This window comes from Sphingomonas sp. SORGH_AS_0879 (assembly GCF_030819175.1).
GTDB lineage: Bacteria > Pseudomonadota > Alphaproteobacteria > Sphingomonadales > Sphingomonadaceae > Sphingomonas.
In genome coordinates this window covers 2,335,935-2,352,362 of sequence record NZ_JAUTBJ010000002.1, presented here as the reverse complement: position 1 = coordinate 2,352,362, position 16,428 = coordinate 2,335,935, and the positions used below count along the sequence as shown (strand labels likewise).

11 protein-coding genes are annotated in these 16,428 nt (G+C 66.9%); 8 read left to right on the top strand and 3 right to left on the bottom strand.

The window, feature by feature from the left end:
• Positions 1-60: 60 nt before the first annotated feature.
• From glmU to QE379_RS11695, 4 genes are all read left to right on the top strand, one after another.
• A complete protein-coding gene (glmU, locus tag QE379_RS11710) occupies positions 61-1,428 on the top strand; it encodes a bifunctional UDP-N-acetylglucosamine diphosphorylase/glucosamine-1-phosphate N-acetyltransferase GlmU (protein ID WP_307003199.1) in 1,368 nt (455 codons plus the stop codon).
• 6 nt (positions 1,429-1,434) lie between these two features.
• On the top strand, positions 1,435-3,258 hold the full coding sequence (glmS, locus tag QE379_RS11705; protein WP_307000717.1) for a glutamine--fructose-6-phosphate transaminase (isomerizing): 1,824 nt from the start codon (positions 1,435-1,437) through the stop codon (positions 3,256-3,258).
• Between the two features lie 78 nt (positions 3,259-3,336).
• Positions 3,337-5,247 carry a bifunctional diguanylate cyclase/phosphodiesterase gene (locus tag QE379_RS11700; protein ID WP_307000714.1) on the top strand — a complete coding sequence of 637 codons (1,911 nt, stop codon included), beginning with the start codon at positions 3,337-3,339 and terminating at the stop codon, positions 5,245-5,247.
• 14 nt (positions 5,248-5,261) lie between these two features.
• A complete protein-coding gene (locus tag QE379_RS11695) occupies positions 5,262-7,082 on the top strand; it encodes an ATP-binding protein (protein ID WP_307000711.1) in 1,821 nt (606 codons plus the stop codon).
• Here the strand turns inward: QE379_RS11695 and dinB are convergent, their stop codons facing one another.
• Positions 7,083-8,201 carry a DNA polymerase IV gene (gene dinB, locus QE379_RS11690; RefSeq protein ID WP_373461859.1) on the bottom strand — a complete coding sequence of 373 codons (1,119 nt, stop codon included), beginning with the start codon at positions 8,199-8,201 and terminating at the stop codon, positions 7,083-7,085.
• Positions 8,202-8,377: 176 nt separating this feature from the next.
• Here dinB and QE379_RS11685 point away from each other — a divergent pair, with 176 nt between their 5' ends.
• Entirely contained in the window at positions 8,378-11,404 is a 3,027-nt protein-coding gene (locus QE379_RS11685; protein WP_307000709.1) for a ligand-binding sensor domain-containing diguanylate cyclase, read from the top strand.
• A 43-nt stretch (positions 11,405-11,447) separates the two neighbouring features.
• A complete protein-coding gene (locus tag QE379_RS11680) occupies positions 11,448-11,657 on the top strand; it encodes a DUF5818 domain-containing protein (RefSeq protein WP_307000707.1) in 210 nt (69 codons plus the stop codon).
• Between the two features lie 100 nt (positions 11,658-11,757).
• Here the strand turns inward: QE379_RS11680 and QE379_RS11675 are convergent, their stop codons facing one another.
• On the bottom strand, positions 11,758-12,693 hold the full coding sequence (locus QE379_RS11675; RefSeq protein ID WP_307000705.1) for a DUF808 domain-containing protein: 936 nt from the start codon (positions 12,691-12,693) through the stop codon (positions 11,758-11,760).
• Positions 12,694-12,772: 79 nt separating this feature from the next.
• On the bottom strand, positions 12,773-13,645 hold the full coding sequence (locus QE379_RS11670) for a LysR family transcriptional regulator (RefSeq protein WP_307000703.1): 873 nt from the start codon (positions 13,643-13,645) through the stop codon (positions 12,773-12,775).
• Positions 13,646-13,757: 112 nt separating this feature from the next.
• Here QE379_RS11670 and QE379_RS11665 point away from each other — a divergent pair, with 112 nt between their 5' ends.
• Complete coding sequence (locus QE379_RS11665; RefSeq protein ID WP_373461776.1) at positions 13,758-15,857, top strand: malate synthase G; 2,100 nt, start codon at positions 13,758-13,760, stop codon at positions 15,855-15,857.
• Positions 15,858-16,427 carry a gamma carbonic anhydrase family protein gene (locus QE379_RS11660; protein ID WP_307000698.1) on the top strand — a complete coding sequence of 190 codons (570 nt, stop codon included), beginning with the start codon at positions 15,858-15,860 and terminating at the stop codon, positions 16,425-16,427.
• The last annotated feature ends 1 nt before the right edge of the window (position 16,428 follow it).

Here is a 16,428-nt window from a genome sequence, read left to right as displayed (position 1 = left end):
GATCTTGTCCGTCGCCGTTCTGTGACTGGCCTTGGCCGGAAAAGCATGGCAGGCGCAACCATCATGACAAGACCGGTCGCTGCCATCATTCTCGCCGCGGGCAAGGGCACCCGCATGAAGTCGGACCTGCACAAGGTCCTCCACCCGATCGCCGGGCGGCCGATGCTGCTCCACCTGATCGACAGCGTGGGCCGGTTGTCGCCCGAGCGGGTCGTCGTGGTGACCGGTGCGGGGCGCGAACAGGTGGAGGCGGCGGTCGCCCCACTGGGTATCGCGACCGCGCTTCAGGCCGAGCAGCTTGGCACCGCGCATGCCGTCGCGCAGGCGCGCGAGGCGTTGACGGGCTTCGATGGCGATGTGCTGATCCTCTATGGCGATGTGCCGCTGGTCGAGGTCGCGACGATGCGGCGGATGATCGATCGGCTGCGGGAAGAGGATCGGCCGGCGGCGGTCGTGCTCGCCTTCCGTCCCGCCGATCCCGCCGCTTATGGCCGGGTGGTGGCCGACGATAGCGGACGGCTCGACCGGATTGTGGAGTATAAGGATGCGAACGCCGAAGAGCGTGCGATAACCCTCTGCAATTCCGGCCTGATGGCTGTCCATTCCGCAGATCTGTTCGGTCTGCTCGACCGGGTGGGCAACGACAATGCGGCGGGCGAATATTATCTGCCCGACGTCATCGCGCTGGCGGCGGCGGATGGGCGTCACTCGGCGGTCATCGAAACCGATGCGGGCGAGGTGGCGGGCGTCAACAGCCGTGGCGAACTCGCACAGGTCGAGGGTGAGTGGCAAAGCCGCGCCCGTGCCCGTGCCATGGCGGATGGCGCGACGCTGATCGCGCCGGAGATGGTGTGGTTCTCGCACGACACCCGCATCGGTCGCGATGTGGTGATCGAGCCCCATGTCGTGTTCGGCCCCGGCGTCCAGGTCGCCGATGGGGTGACGATCCATGCCTTCAGCCATTTGGAGGGCGCGACCGTCGCGACGGGCGCGGATATCGGTCCCTATGCCCGCCTGCGCCCCGGCGCGGATGTGCGCGAGGGGGCACGGGTCGGCAATTTCGTCGAGATGAAGAAGGCGGTGCTCGGGCCCGGCGCCAAGGCGAACCATCTGACCTATCTGGGCGATGCCGAGGTCGGCGCGGGTGCCAATATCGGCGCGGGGACGATCACCTGCAATTATGACGGCTTCCTGAAATACCGTACGGAAATCGGGGAGGGCGCCTTCATCGGCTCCAACTCCGCGCTCGTCGCACCGGTCAAGGTCGGGGCGGGCGCGATCGTCGGCGCGGGTTCGGTGGTCACCAGCGATGTCGAGGCGGACGCGCTGGCCCTCGTCCGGGCCGAGCGGCGGAGCAAGCCCGGCTGGGCGAAACGGTTCAGAGAGATGATGATGGCCAAGAAGGCCGCGAAAAAGGCTGGGGAGTAAGCGCGTATGTGCGGTATCGTAGGAATCCTTGGCGGTGAGGATGTGGCCGAGCGGCTGCTCGATGGTCTGCGTCGCCTGGAATATCGCGGCTATGACAGCGCGGGCATCGCGACGATCGATCATGGCGGGATCGATCGGCGGCGCGCCTCGGGTAAGCTGATCAACCTGGCCAAGGAACTGGCGGCCCATCCGCTGCCCGGATCGATCGGCATCGCCCATACCCGCTGGGCGACGCATGGCGGCCCGACCACCAACAACGCTCACCCGCATGCCACCGATCATGTCGCGGTCGTCCACAACGGCATCATCGAGAATTTCAAGGCCCTGCGCGACGAGCTGATCGGGCGGGGTCGGGTGTTCACCAGCGAGACCGATACCGAGGTCGTCGCGCATCTGGTCAGCGAGAAGGTCGAGCAGGGGCTGGACCCCGTCGCTGCGGTCCGGGAAGTGCTCCCCCTCCTGCACGGCGCCTTCGCGCTTGCAATCCTGTTCCGCGACCAGCCCGACCTGCTGATCGGCGCGCGGCTCGGTTCGCCGCTCGTGGTGGGCTATGGCGACGACGAGACCTATCTTGGTTCGGACGCACTGGCGCTCGCGCCGTTGACCCAGCGTATCGCCTATCTGGACGAAGGCGACTGGGTCGTCTGCACCCGCGAAGGGGGGCAGGTCTATGACCGCGACAACAATCCGGTCGAGCGGCCCGTCACCCTGTCGGGTGTCACCGGTGCGCTGATCGACAAGGGCAATCACCGCCACTTCATGCAGAAGGAAATCTACGAGCAGCCGATCGTCGTCGCCCAGACGCTGCGCTCGTATCTCCATCGGCTGGAGGGCAAGATCGCCTTGCCCATTCCCGACTTCGACCTGTCGGGCATCAAGCGCGTCACCATCGTCGCGTGCGGCACCAGCTTCTATGCGGGCATGGTCGCCAAATATTGGTTCGAGCAGTTCGCGCGGGTGCCCGTCGACCTCGATGTCGCGTCCGAGTTCCGCTACCGCGCGCCGGTGATGGAGCCGGGTGGGTTGATGATCGTCATCAGCCAGTCAGGCGAGACCGCCGACACGCTGGCCGCGCTGCGTCACGCCAAGTCCGAGGGGCAGACGATCGCCGCGGTGGTCAATGTACCGACCAGTTCGATGGCGCGCGAGGCCGACCTGCTGCTCCCCACCCATGCCGGGCCGGAGATCGGCGTCGCCTCGACCAAGGCCTTCACCTGCCAGTTGAGCGTGCTTGCTGCGCTCGCCGCCAATCTTGCCAAGGCCAAGGGGCGGCTGTCGGCGGACGAGGAGAAGCAGATCGTCCGCCATCTGGCGGAGACCCCCGCCGCGATCAACGGCGCACTTGCCTATGACGAGGCGATCGAGGGCATGGCGGGTGCCATCGCGGGCGCGCGTGACGTTCTGTATCTGGGACGCGGAACCGATTATCCGCTGGCGCTGGAAGGCGCGCTGAAGCTGAAGGAGATCAGCTATATCCATGCTGAGGGCTATGCCGCCGGCGAGATGAAGCATGGCCCCATCGCCCTGATCGACGAATCCGTGCCGGTCATCGTCATCGCCCCCTCCGGCCCCCTGTTCGAAAAGACCGTGTCGAACATGCAGGAGGTTCAGGCGCGTGGTGGCCGGGTTGTGCTCATTTCGGACTATGACGGGATCGAGGCGGCGGGCGAGGGTTGCATCGCGACGATCACCATGCCGAAGGTACATCCCCTGATCGCCCCGATCGTCTATGCGGTGCCGGTCCAGCTATTGGCCTATCATGTCGCGGTGGCCAAGGGCACCGATGTCGACCAGCCGCGCAACCTGGCAAAGAGCGTGACGGTCGAATAACTGCCCGTTTACGTCAGATTAAGCATGATCGGTTACCATCGACCCCGTGCCGAGTAACGAGGGACTGATGGTAGCCGGATGCGCATTCTGATCGTCGACGACGAACCAGCGGTTCATGACAGCTACGCCTTCTGTTTTTCGGGCAGGCGCGGCGTTGCGGCGGAAACCCGCGACGCGCTGAACGCGATGGCGACGGACCTGTTCGGCGCGTTCGATCATGACGAAGCGCAAGCGAACGACGAGGCCGCCGTCGCGTTCGAGCCGCTTCACTGCCATCAGGGGCTGGAAGCCGTCGCGGCGGTCGAGCGGGCAATGGCGGAGGATCGCCCCTTCGCGGTCGCATTCATCGATATCCGCATGCCGCCGGGCATCGACGGGCGGGAGACGGCACGGCGGATCCGGGCACTCGATCCCGACATTCATCTGGTGATCGTCACCGGCTATTCCGATTTCTCCCCCGTCGAGATCAGCAAGGTGGCCGGGCCCGCCGACAAGATCTTCTACATCCCCAAGCCTTTCGAAGTTGCCGAGATATTGCAGATGGCGCTGGCCTTGTCCCGCCGCTGGCACATCGACCGGGAACTGGCGGTCGCACGGGGACTGTTGGCCGCGCAGGTCGCGGCGCTGGAGGAAAAGAGCGCCGAGCTGGAAGCCAATGAAAGCCGCGCCATGCATATCGCGATGCACGACGCGCTGACCGACGCGCCGAACCGCGTCGCCTTTTTGCGGGCCTTGACCGAGCGCGGGCGGCAGGCGCGCAATTTCGCCACCGCGATGCTCGATCTCGACCGGTTCAAGATGGTCAACGACACGCTCGGGCATCTGGCCGGGGACGAACTGATCCGCGAGGTCTTCGCCGCGATCCAGCATGCGGTGCCGTCGGGCACGATGGTCGCCCGGCTGGGCGGCGACGAATTCGGGCTGTTCTTCGATGCGAAGGATGAGGCGGAGGCGATCGCGGCCTGCGAGCGGATCGTGGCGGCCTGTGCGACCAGCTTCAACATTCTGGGCCATGCCGTGCGCTGCGGCGCGTCCTGCGGTCTGGTGATGAGCAGCGGGCGGGCGGATCGCGATCCGACCGATCTGGTGCGGCAGGCGGACATGGCGTTGAACGATGCGAAGCGCTCCGGGCGGGGTGTGGTGCGGGTCTTCGATACGCATATGGACGAGAGCATCCGCATCCGCCGTGAGATCGAAGCGGGGCTGACCCAGGCGATCGCGCGCGACGAACTCAGCCTGTCCTTTCAGCCGATCGTCGGACGCGGCGCGCTGGACGTCGTCGGGTTCGAGGCGCTGGTCCGCTGGAACACGCCGGACCACGGCGCGGTCAGTCCCGCGATCTTCATTCCGATCGCCGAGGAAAGCCATCTGATCCACGATCTGGGCGACTGGGTCCTCGACCATGCGCTGGCGGAGTTGCGCCACTGGCCGGGGCAATATGTCTCGGTGAATTTCAGTCCGATCCAGTTCCGCCGCTCGCACTTCGTCGGCCATATCATGGACAGCGTCCGGCGTGCGGGCGTCGATCCGGGACGGGTGCAGATCGAGATCACCGAAACCGCGATCTTCGACGATGCCGAGCGCGCCTCCAAGACCCTTTGCGAACTGCGCAGCCTGGGCTTTCGCATCGCCCTCGACGATTTCGGGACCGGCTATTCCAGCCTGTACAATATCCGCAAATTTGCACTCGACTGTCTGAAGATCGATCGCAGCTTTATCGACGGCATGGGGCGTGAGCGGGAGTCGGCGGCGATCGTCCATTCGATCATCCATCTGGGCCGCGCACTGGGACTGGGCGTGGTCGCCGAAGGAGTCGAGACCGAGGCACAGGCCCAGGCGCTGCGCGTCGCGGGGGCGAGCCATTTGCAGGGCTTTCTCTTCTCCCGCCCGGTCCCGGCGGAGGAGGCGCGCGTGCTGGCGGCCCAACAATGGCTGACCTTTTCGTCCGGCACCGGTGGCGAGGCCATGGTCGAAGGCGCGCTGAGCTGATCCGGATGAACCGCGTGCGGCGATGGCTGGGCGCTAGGGTCCGGCCGCGATCGCTCCGCGATACCATGGTGTCGGTCCTGACCCTGGCCGGGATCGGCGGCGCGGTGGCGCTGACGGCGATGCTCGCCTTCGTCATCTCGCCTGGATTTGCCGAATTGGAAGAGCGGGCGACGGCAGGATATCACCACCGTTTGCAAACCGTCCTCGCCGAATTTCCCGAGACGATGGAAGGGATCGCACGCGAGTATGCCCAGAGCGCGGCGTCGGATCGGGCCCGCGATGCCTGGGCCCGGTCGGTCTTCGCCGCCCATGCGGTCGATGCGGTCGCCTATCGTCCGGTATCCGCGAAAGACTGGGCGATGCGTGCCGGATCAGGGATGGAATGGAATGGCCAAGATAGCACGGCGGTCAGGCTGGCGGAGGCACTGAACCGGATCGACCTTGCCCGAACGGGATCGAGAGCGGGCTTCTATCTGCCGGTTGGAGGGGAGGTGATGGCCCTTGGGCTGGCAGCGGTCATGGACAGGAATGGCCGGACCATCGGCCATGTCGCGATGGCACGGCGACTGACCGCCGTACATCTGTCGGACGTGCTCGGTCGGGCGGCGCGGATAGACCAATCGGCGACGGCCGGGACCGATATCGTCCGACGTCACGCAGGGGTCATCGATATCGCGTCACCGATCCGCAGCGCGGACGGGCGGCCCATCGCGACGGCGACCCTGCGGGTTTCGCGCGAGGTCGTGCTACTCGGGCGCCGGGTGCTGCTGTTGGCGGTCGCAGGGTCGATCCTGTTGTTGGTCTTCATGCTGCTGATGCTGCGACGGGCGCTGGGATCGCTCGTCCTCGCACCGCTTGGACGGGTGGAGCGGCATATGCGGCGCGTCCAGGCATCGGGCGCGCTCCTGCCCTTCGAGGATGGCGGGCGTGGCGATGACGAGTTCGGAGCGCTCGGCCGCAGCTTCAACGCGATGCTCAGCCAGTTGAAGGATTTGCGCGAACAGAATGAAATCCAGAGCTTCGCGCTCGGACGATCCGAAAGCGCGGTCGCGGTGCTCCACAATGTCCGCAACGCGCTGGCCCCGCTCGGCACCATCCTGAGCGTCGGGCTGACACCGGAAGATCGGGGTGACCGGATCTTGATGGACAGGGCGCTGGCCGAACTGGCGCGGGACGATATCGCGCCGGAGCGGCGGGCGAAGCTGGTGTCCTTCCTCCGAACGGCGCTGGACGCCGAGGCCATGGCGCGGGACGCCGTTCGCGGGCAGTTGGAGCTCGGGCGCGACGCGATGCGCCAGACGCTGGAAATCATCGGCGCGCAACAGGCGCGTGCCCATGAGCGGCCCGGACGGGAGCGCTGCGACATCACCGACATCATCGCGCGCAACGCGACGATCGCCCGCTATGCCCAGTCGGTGTCGATCGGCTTCACCTTTCCGGCCCATTCCGCCTATGTCCTGGCCAATCGGGTGATCCTGAGCCAGGTGATCGGCAATCTGCTGTCCAACGCGGTCGAGGCGATCGTGGCGACCGGGCGGGGGTATGGCTCGATCCTGGTCGAGATACTGCCCCCCGTCGATGGTCGGATCGCAACACGGATCATCGATGACGGCGAGGGGTTCGAGCCGGGCATGGTGACGCAGCTTTTCCTGCCCGGATTTTCGACCCGTACCGACAAGTCAGGCGGCCTCGGCCTTCATTGGTGCGCCAATTCGATGGCGGCGATGGGCGGCACGCTGGAACTTCGCAGCGCCGGCCGCGGCACGGGGGCGGTGGCGATCCTGACACTCGACCTGGATCGAAGCGACCGGGAGAAGGCCGGGCTGGCCGCCTGATCAGAGAGGCAGTTCGGGTTGGATCGGCGGCGTCGTGTCGTCCTCTTCCCTATGATGAAGCCCCGACAGGGTCAGCCCGAGAAGTCGGACGCCACCCGCGACCGGCAATTGCTGATCGAGCAATTCGCGACCCATGGCGGCGAAGAGCGCGCGGTCCATGATGGGTTTTCCCGTCGAGCGGGCGCGCGTGATGGTGCGGAAATCGCTATGCCGCAGCTTCAGCGTGACGGTCCGCCCCGCGGCGCCGCTCCGCTCGATCCGGGTCCAGGCGGCGTCAACCACCCGGTCGAGCGCGGCGTGAAGGGCTTCGCGGTCGCTCAGGTCATTCTCGAACGTCCGCTCCGCACCGACCGATTTGGCGATGCGATGGGCACGGACGGGGCGGTGATCGATCCCGCGCGCGGCGCCGAACAGATAATCGGCATAGCTGCCGAAATGGCGTTGCAGGAACTCCAGCGGCCTGTCGCGCAGATCCTGGCCGGTCAGGATGCCCAAAGCCTCCATCTTGCGCGCCGTGACCGGCCCGACCCCGTGGAAGCGTTTGACCGGCAATCCCGCGACGAAGGACTCGCCATGCGATGGCGGGATGATGCAGATGCCGTTCGGCTTGTTCTGGTCCGAGGCGAGCTTGGCGATGAACTTGTTATAGCTGACCCCCGCCGATGCGGTCAGCCCGGTTTCGGCCAGGATCGCGGCGCGGATCGCATTGGCGATTGCCGTTGCCGAGCCCAGTCCGGCGCGATCCTCGGTCACGTCCAGATAGGCCTCGTCCAGCGACAGCGGCTCGATCCATTCGGTATAGCGCGCGAAGATCGCCCGGATCTGGCCGGAGACCTCGCGATAGACCTCGAACCGGGGCGGCACGAACACCAGTTCCGAGCACCGCCGCAACGCCGTGACCGAGGGCATGGCGGAGCGCACGCCAAAGGCCCGCGCCTCGTAGCTCGCCGCCGCGACGACGCCCCGCGCCCGCGATCCGCCCACCGCCACGGGCTTGCCCCGCAACGCCGGATCGTCACGCTGTTCGACCGAGGCATAGAAGGCGTCCATATCCACATGGATGATCTTGCGTCCGTGCCCGATCGCTGACGGATCGGTGTCGGGGGAATGGGATGGCAGTGGGGAGCCATTTCGTCCTGCTGCTCGCCTCCTGCGCGCCGCGAAACGAAACAGGAACAATGCGCATAGGTCAAGACCCAGAACACGGCCCATAGGTTAAATTCGTTGCGGACAGCCGCAACAGGGTTAACGTCCTTTCAACTTGTCATATGTCAAAAAAGACCCGGACTAACCCCTTGAACCGCGTTCGATCTTTCGGTGCCGCCGCCCTGTTCCTCCTCGCCCTCCTGCCATCGGCGGGCGCGGCCGGTGTGAATGCGTGGGAGAAGTGGCAATGGGCCGCCTTCACGCGGCTAGGCGGCGATACCGGGCTTCCGCACATCACGGCGACCACCATCGCGCGCGCGCCGGACGGCAACATGTGGATCGGCACGCGTGGCGGGCTGGTCCGCTATGACGGCCAGCGGGTCCGCCGTTTCAAGCAGCGCCTGTCCGATCCCTATTCGCTACCGGACAATTATGTCCGCTCGCTGCTGGCGCTTCCCGACGGCAGCATGCTGGTCGGGACCAATGTCGGGGGTACGGCGCGTTACGACCCGCGAACCGGTCGGTTCATCCGTTTGAAGGCGATGCGGGGACGGATCGGTACCCGTATCTATGGCTTCACGCCCGACGGGCAGGGGGGTGCGTATCTGAGTTCGGACGGGGGCGTGCATCATTATGTACGTCGTGCCGACGCAATCGACCCTATGGCCGAACAGGCGATCCACGCGACGGACGGTCGCCCGCTGGGGTCCTTTTCCATCCTTCGCGATTCGGATGGGACCCTATGGGTCGGGTGCGAGGAGGGCTTGTGGGTCCGGCACCCCGGTACGGGTCGTTTCACACTGGTCGAACTGGGCGGCGATCGCGGTAGCAGCGACGTCTGGTCGATCCTGCGTGACCGGGAGGGACGGCTGTGGATCGGGACAGGTGCGGACGGGCTTTATCTGGCGAACGGGCAGGAGCCGTTCCGTGCGCTGCCGGGGCTGGATGGCGCGTCGGCTCTGATCGGCCACCGGACCATTCGGGCGTTGATACAGGATGCGCGGGGGCGGATATGGGTGGGCACCGACGGGTTGGGGATCGTCCTCATCGACCCCGCGCGCGGCTTTGCAGCCTGGCCGATCCGTCATCTGGCGGCCAATCCGCTGTCGTTGGTGGGGGATACGGTTCGCTCGCTGGCGCAGGACGGAGCGGGCGGGATCTGGGCCGCGACCGAATTGGGGGCGGCGCGCACCTCGGGGCCGGGCGGCGGGGTTCTGCGCATCGGATCGGCGATGCCCGATCCGCGCATGTCGCTGTCGGACGACAATGTTCGCGGGATCATGGTCGATCGCCGGGAACGGATCTGGCTGGGGCTCAGCAAGGGCGCGGTCGACCGGCTCGATCGGACGGCGGGGCGCGTGCGCCGGGTCAATCTGGAGGGCCGCCACGCCGGTCAGGATATCAAGGCGCTGCTGGAATCGGATGACGGGACGATCCTGGTTGGCGCGCGCGGCGTCGTGGCGATCGATCCCGAGGACCTGAGGCAACGCCCGGTCACGGTGTCGGGGTTGGGCGACCTGCCCGTGATTTCGCTGGCCGAGACGCCGGACGCCCTCTTGGTGGGTACCTATAAGGGCCTGTTCGTCCGCCGTCGTGCCGATGGCGCTGTTCGGCATTTCCAGCACGACATCGCCGACCCCCACAGCCTGCCGAACAACGAGGTGATCAACATCGTCGTCCAGCCGGATCGGACGGCACTGGTCGCGACGCCGGGCGGTATCGGTCGGCTCGACCTGCGGACCGGACGCTTCACCAATTTTGCCAGCCGGGCGGGGGACCCGACCAGCTTGCCGCAGGACTATGCGGGCTCGATCGTCCCGTCCGGTCGGGACATCTGGGTCGGGACCTATGGCGGCGTGGGATATGGCCGTGCCGCGCCCGGCGGCTGGCGGTTCCGGGCGATCGCCGAGGCACAGGGTCTTGCGGGGGACAATGTCGCCTCGCTCGTCATGGATCGCCGTCATCGCCTATGGGCTGCGAGCACCGGTGGGATATCGCTGATCGATCCGACCGGCCGCCGCGTCCGTGTGATGAGCCGTCGCGACGGCCTGACCATGAGTGCCTTCAACCAGCGGGCTGCCGCGCGAACGGCGGACGGATCGCTGCTGTTCGGGTCGCCCGAGGGATTGCTGGTGCTCCAGCCCGACCTTTTGCTGGAGCAGAAGGCCCATGCCGATACCGCGCAACTGATCGTCGGCGGCGCCGAGGTGGACGGGCGTCCGCTGCCGGTCGATCCGGTTTCGTCGGATTTCGCCCTGCGTTTGAACGGGGACGAGCGGACGGTACGCATCGGCTTCGCGCTGACCGATTATGCCGCGCCGGAGGAAATCCGATACGGCTATCGCCTGTACGGGTTCGACCGGCAATGGATGGGCGTGCCCTCCGGCACCCCCGCCAGCGCGACCTACACCAATCTGCCTGCCGGCCGCTATGAACTGGAATTGCGGGCGTCGGTGCCGGGCCTGAACGCGCGGACCGTGACCCGTCGCATCCGTGTGATCGTGGAGCCCGAATGGTACGAGGCCTGGCCGGCGCGGGCCGGGCTTGCCCTTCTGGTGATGCTGTCGCTGGGCGTGGTCATCTGGTTCGTGACCGCCGTGATCCGACGCCGGGCCCGCATGTTGGAGGCGATGGTCGAGGAGCGGACCGGCGCGCTGCGCGCCGCCAACGCGCAGCTCGACCGGTTGGCGAGCACCGATCCGCTGACCGGGCTGGCCAACCGGCGAACCCTGATGACCGCGATCGACGCGGAGCGGGAGCGCGCAGTTCGCGAGGGCGGCGACTTCGCCTTCGCGCTGCTCGACCTCGACCATTTCAAGCGGATCAACGACCGATATGGGCATGGCGCGGGGGACGAGGTGCTGATCGAGATCGCCACCCGCCTGCGTCACGGCGTTCGGAGCGCGGACCGCATCGCGCGTTATGGCGGAGAGGAGATCGCGATCCTCTTTCCCGCCGCCTCGCTCGATGCCGCGTCGGCCATTGTCGAGCGGTTACGCAGGGACGTGGCGGAGCGGCCCATCATCGTCGACGACCGCGCGATCCCCGTCACCTTCAGCGCGGGCGTGGCGCAGTGGCGCAACGGCGAGGATGTCGAGACGATGATCCGCCGCGCCGACCATGCGCTCTACCGTGCCAAGGGCGAGGGTCGCGACCGGGTAGGGCGGGCGTCGTGATGGCGCGGGAACCGGGCGCGGGAGTCGGCGATTGCCGAGGGTGATGGATAACGACCTCTTCCCGTCAGCGCGAACCTTCACCGGTCGTCTGCTTCGCCGCCACGGCGCCTTCATCCTGCAATGCGACAGCGGCGGGGAGCTGGAATTGCGACTGCCGCGCGTGCCGGTCGATCATGTCGGTAAGACGGTTTGCGTCGTCGGACGGATGCTGGCTCCCGGCCTGATGGAGGCGGAGGGGGTGCGCGGTGCCTGACTGGACCGGGGGCCAATTCACATTCGCCTATGCCCTTCTTTTCCCTTCGCCCCTCATCGAGGGGAGAGGGAAGTAGGAATAGCACGTACGTCGATCGGTTTTAGTGTGCGGCCTTGCGGGGGATCAGGTGGAGCACGCCCACGATCACCCCACCGACGATCAGGCCGATGATCGCCGAACCGATCGCGCCGACGACCCAGGCCACAGCCGATCCGGCGACGGGCACGGCCTCGCCGACATGGTGCGCCGGGTCGTGGATCAGGTGGGGAAGGGTGGTGAAGCCGAACTCCTCCATGCCGTGCACGATGATCCCGCCGCCGACCCAGACCATCGCGGCGGTACCGACGACCGCCAGCACGCGGAGCACCACCGGCATCGCCTTGACCAGTCCGCGACCGATCGTCTGCGCGGCGGGGCTCTGCCGCTGCGCGAGGTGAAGGCCGATATCGTCCATCTTCACGATGGCGGCGACCAGGCCATAGACGCCGACCGTGATCGCGATCCCGACCAGAGCCAGCGCGATCGCCTGCGTCCCGATCGATAGGTCGGGCAGTTCCGACAGGGCGATCGCCATGATCTCCGCCGACAGGATCAGGTCGGTGCGGATCGCACCCGAGACCTGGCGATCCTCCAGCGTCTTGGCGTCGACGGTGGCGGCCTCTTCGGCTTCGGCATGGCCGCCCATCAGGCTTTCGACGATCTTCTCGCTCGCCTCGAAGCACAGGAACGCGCCGCCCGCCATCAGGATCGGGGTGATCGCCCATGGCGCGAAGGCGCTGAGCAGCAAGGCGGCGGGCAGCAGGAACAGCAGCTTGTTGCGCAGCGACCCGAGCGCGATCTTGCCGATGATCGGCAATTCCCGCTGTGGCGCCAGCCCGACGACATAGCGCGGCGTGACGGCGGTATCGTCGATGACGACGCCCGCCGCCTTGGCACCGGCGCGCGCGGAGGCACCCGCGACATCGTCCAGCGATGCCGCCGCCAGCTTGGCGATCGCCGCCACGTCGTCCAGCAATGCGACCAGACCCCCTGCCATCGACCCTTTACTCCCTATCGATCCTTTCGCCCTGCCTAGAGGCGGATGCGGGGCGATGCACGGGAAAATGACGGGGACGTCATGTCATCCACGCGGTGTCCCGCCAGCATTCGGTCAGGTGCGCGATCAATGCGGGCACGGCGGCGGGCGTGCCGACATTCGCATGGAGCGCCCATAGGGCCACCGACGCCGCGCCCTCGTGTCGGGGAATGATTCGGACCAGCCGCCCATCGGCCAAGGCATCGGACACGTCCCACAAGGACCGTAGCGCGATCCCGGCGCCTGCCAGCGCCAGTTCGCGCACGACCTCGCTGGAGTTCGTCTCGATCCAGCTCTCCCCCGTCACGGTCACGCCCGCCAACCGCCAGGGGAGTTGCCCCGACGCGGCGAGCAGGCGATGCGCCGCCAGATCCTCGATGTTTTCCGGGGCTCCGGCGCGTTCCAGATAGGCCGGACTGGCGCACAGGATGCGGCGGTTGACGGTCAGCCCGTGCGCCGCGACCCCGCTGGGCGGTGTCGCGGTGATACGAAAGGCGATGTCGATCCGCCCACCGATCACGTCCACGAAATCATCGGTCAGGTCGATCCGCAACCGCACGGCGGGATGCCGTTCCAGGAACGTGGGCAGATAGGGGGCGATCCAGAGGCGACCGAAGGAGGTCGGCGCGGTGACATGAAGCGGCCCCGCCGGCTCGGACGCGGCCTGCGCCATGCGATCCTGCGCGGCGCGAAGCCCGGCGATCAGGGGGGCGACCTCGGCATGGAAGGCGGCTCCGCTCTGCGTCAGCGCCAATCTGCGCGTCGTACGGTGGAGCAGGCGGACCCCGAACCGCGACTCCAGTCGGGCGATCCGCTTCGACACCATGGCAGGCGACAGTCGCCAGACCCGTGCCGCTGCCGCAAGGCTGCCCTCGCGCACCACATCCACGAACAGCGCGATGTCGGGGTCCATTCGTTCCTCCTGCGATCGACAGCGCTTCGATTATGCCGACTACCGGGAGGAATGGCGACACCCTATCATGGCCCCATCGCAACGGAGTTGGGACATGGTTGAGGAAAGCAGCATGATCGATCGCCACGGCCTGTCCGTCGCTCCCGCGCTCGTCCGGTTCCTGGAGGAGCGCGCGCTGCCGGGGAGCGGCGTCGATCCGCAACGTTTCTGGGCCGGGTTTCGGGATATCCTCAACCGTTTCGCGCAGGAAAACGCCGAGCTTTTGCGTCGCCGGGATGCGCTACAGGATCGGATCGATCACTGGTACCGTCAGGGCGGCTCGGTCGATGGCGGCAACCAACGGCGCTTCCTGAGCGAGATCGGCTATCTCGTGCCCGAACCCGAACCTTTCGCCATTTCGCCGGAAGGTGTCGATGAGGAGGTCGCCAGCTTGGCGGGGCCGCAACTCGTCGTGCCGATTCTGAACGCCCGTTTCCTGCTCAATGCGGCCAATGCGCGTTGGGGCAGCCTTTACGATGCCTTGTATGGCACCGACGCCCTTGCGCCACCCTCGGATGCGGCGGGCTATGACCTGGAACGCGGCGTGGCCGTCATAGGCTGGGCACGCGCCTTTCTGGACGAGGCGCTTCCGATCGAGGGCGGATGGGACGGCGTGACGGACTTGGAGACGGCGACCGTCCGTCTTCGTGATCCCACCCAATATCGTGGTCGCAGCGAGAAGGGTTGGCTGTTCCGCCATCATGGTCTGCATATCGAGATCATCGTCGATCCGTCGCACCCCATCGGTCGCACCGACCCGGCGGGCATCGCCGATATCGTGCTGGAGTCCGCACTGACCACCATTTGCGATCTGGAGGATTCGGTCGCGGCGGTCGATGCGGCGGACAAGGTCGCTGGCTATGCCAACTGGCTCGGGCTGATCGACGGCAGCCTGACCGCGCAAGTCGACAAAGGTGGCCGAATGCTGACCCGGACGCTGAACGCCGATCGGTCCTATCGGGCGCCCGACGGATCGTCCTTCACACTGCCGGGGCGCAGCCTGTTGTTCGTCCGCAATGTCGGTCATCTGATGACGACCCCTGCGGTCTACCTGCCGGACGGCAGCGAGGCGCCGGAGGGGATCATCGACGCCGTCGTCACCAGCCTGATCGCGATGCGCGACGGCTTGAACGGAGAGCCTCGGCGCAACGGTCGCTTCGGTTCGATCTATATCGTCAAGCCCAAGATGCACGGACCGGACGAGGCCGCCTTCGCCGACCGCTTGTTCGACGCGGTCGAGGACATGCTGGGCCTGGCGCGGCACCGGATCAAGATCGGCGTGATGGACGAGGAGCGCCGGACTTCGGCCAATCTCGCCGCCTGTATCCATGCCGTGCGGCACCGGATCGTCTTCATCAACACGGGCTTTCTCGACCGGACCGGGGATGAGATCCATAGCGCGATGCACGCCGGGCCGATGCTCCGCAAGGGCGCGATGAAGGAGACCCCGTGGATCGCGGCCTATGAGGATCGCAATGTCCAGATCGGCCTGGCCTGCGGCTTTGCGGGGCGGGCGCAGATCGGCAAGGGCATGTGGGCCGCGCTCGACCGGATGGCGGACATGCTGGCGCAGAAGATCGCGCATCCGCGCTCGGGGGCGACGACCGCATGGGTGCCGTCGCCTACCGCCGCGACGTTGCATGCGACCCATTATCATCGCGTCGACCTCGCCGCTCGCCAGGCGGAACGGGCGAACGAGCCGGTGGCGGCGCTCGAACGCCTGCTGACCCCGCCGGTCGCGGTCCAGCCGGACTGGACGGCGGAAGAGATCGCCGACGAACTGGACAATAACGCCCAAGGGCTGCTCGGCTATGTCGTCCGCTGGGTCGATCAGGGGGTGGGCTGTTCCAAGGTGCCCGACCTGCACGATATCGGCCTGATGGAAGACCGCGCGACATTGCGCATTTCGTCACAGCATATCGCCAACTGGCTGCATCACGGTATCGTCACCGATGACCAGGTGGAGGCGGCGCTGGCGCGCATGGCGGCTAAGGTCGATGCACAGAATCGGGGCAAACCGGCCTATCGCCCGATGACCGGGTCGGGTGGCCACGGGCTGGCCCTGCAAGCGGCCCGCGCGCTGATCTTCGAGGGGGTCGCGCAACCCAATGGCTATACCGAGCCGCTGCTCCACCTTTATCGTCGGCGGGCCAAACAGCAGGAGAATGGCTGAATGCCGCTTTATGCCATGGGCGAGGATCGCCCGGTCGTCCATCCCTCCGCCTGGATCGCCCCGTCCGCCGATGTCGTCGGACAGGCGATCCTGGAGGAACAGGTCAGCCTCTGGTTCGGCGCGGTGCTTCGCGCCGATAACGGCCCGATCCGTGTCGGGGCGCGCAGCAATGTGCAGGATGGGGCGGTGCTTCACTCCGATCCCGGCAGCCCGCTGACCATCGGGGCGGACTGCACCATCGGGCACAAGGCGATCCTGCATGGCTGCACCGTCGGGGATGGATGCCTGATCGGCATGGGCGCCACGGTTCTGAACGATGCGGTGATCGGCGCCGGATCGCTGGTCGGGGCGGGGGCGCTGGTGACCGAGGGGAAGGTGTTTCCGCCCGGCAGCCTGATCGTCGGCGTGCCCGCCCGCGCCGTCCGCGCGCTGGCGCCGGAGCAGATCGCCGGGCTGCGGCTGTCCGCCAATGGATATGCCGCGCGCGCGGCACGATATGCCACGCATTTGCAGCGTCTTGACGGGAATCAGGCCGATGCGGTCGTTGACGTGGGCGGCGCACCTGCCTAGC